Annotated in this window: 1 protein-coding gene; it reads left to right on the top strand. The window is 57.5% G+C overall.

Annotated elements, in window-relative coordinates:
• The coding region (locus TH5_RS25200; RefSeq protein ID WP_114124146.1) for a homoserine O-acetyltransferase family protein at window positions 1-503 on the top strand (503 nt) is incomplete at both ends.

Consider the following 503-nt stretch of genomic DNA (forward strand, 5'->3'; position numbering starts at 1 on the left):
GCCATTCTGGTCTGCCATGCCTTGACGGGTGATCAGTATGTAGCCGATGAAGTCCACCCGATCACCGGCAAGGAAGGCTGGTGGCGTGAAATCGTCGGGCCGGGCAAAATCATCGATACCGACAAATATTTCGTCATCTGCTCGAACGTGATTGGCGGCTGCCTTGGCAGCACCGGGCCCAAGGAAATCAACCCGGCCACCGGCAAACCGTGGGGCCTTGATTTCCCGGTGATCACGATTGCCGATATGGTACGCGCGCAGACCATGCTAATTGACGCATTGGGCATCGATACCCTGTTTGCGGTCATCGGCGGTTCGATGGGCGGTATGCAGGTTCTTGAATGGTGCAAAAGCTATTCCCATCGCGTTTTTGCCGCCGCCCCGATTGCAACCAGCTTCCGCCATTCGGCGCAAAACATCGCGTTTCATGAAGTCGGGCGTCAGGCGGTCATGGCTGATCCGGACTGGTGCGGGGGCAATTACCTGCTGGAAGGCAAAAAGCC

Source organism: Thalassospira xianhensis MCCC 1A02616, assembly GCF_003326475.1.
GTDB classification, from domain to species: Bacteria; Pseudomonadota; Alphaproteobacteria; order Rhodospirillales; family Thalassospiraceae; genus Thalassospira; species Thalassospira xianhensis.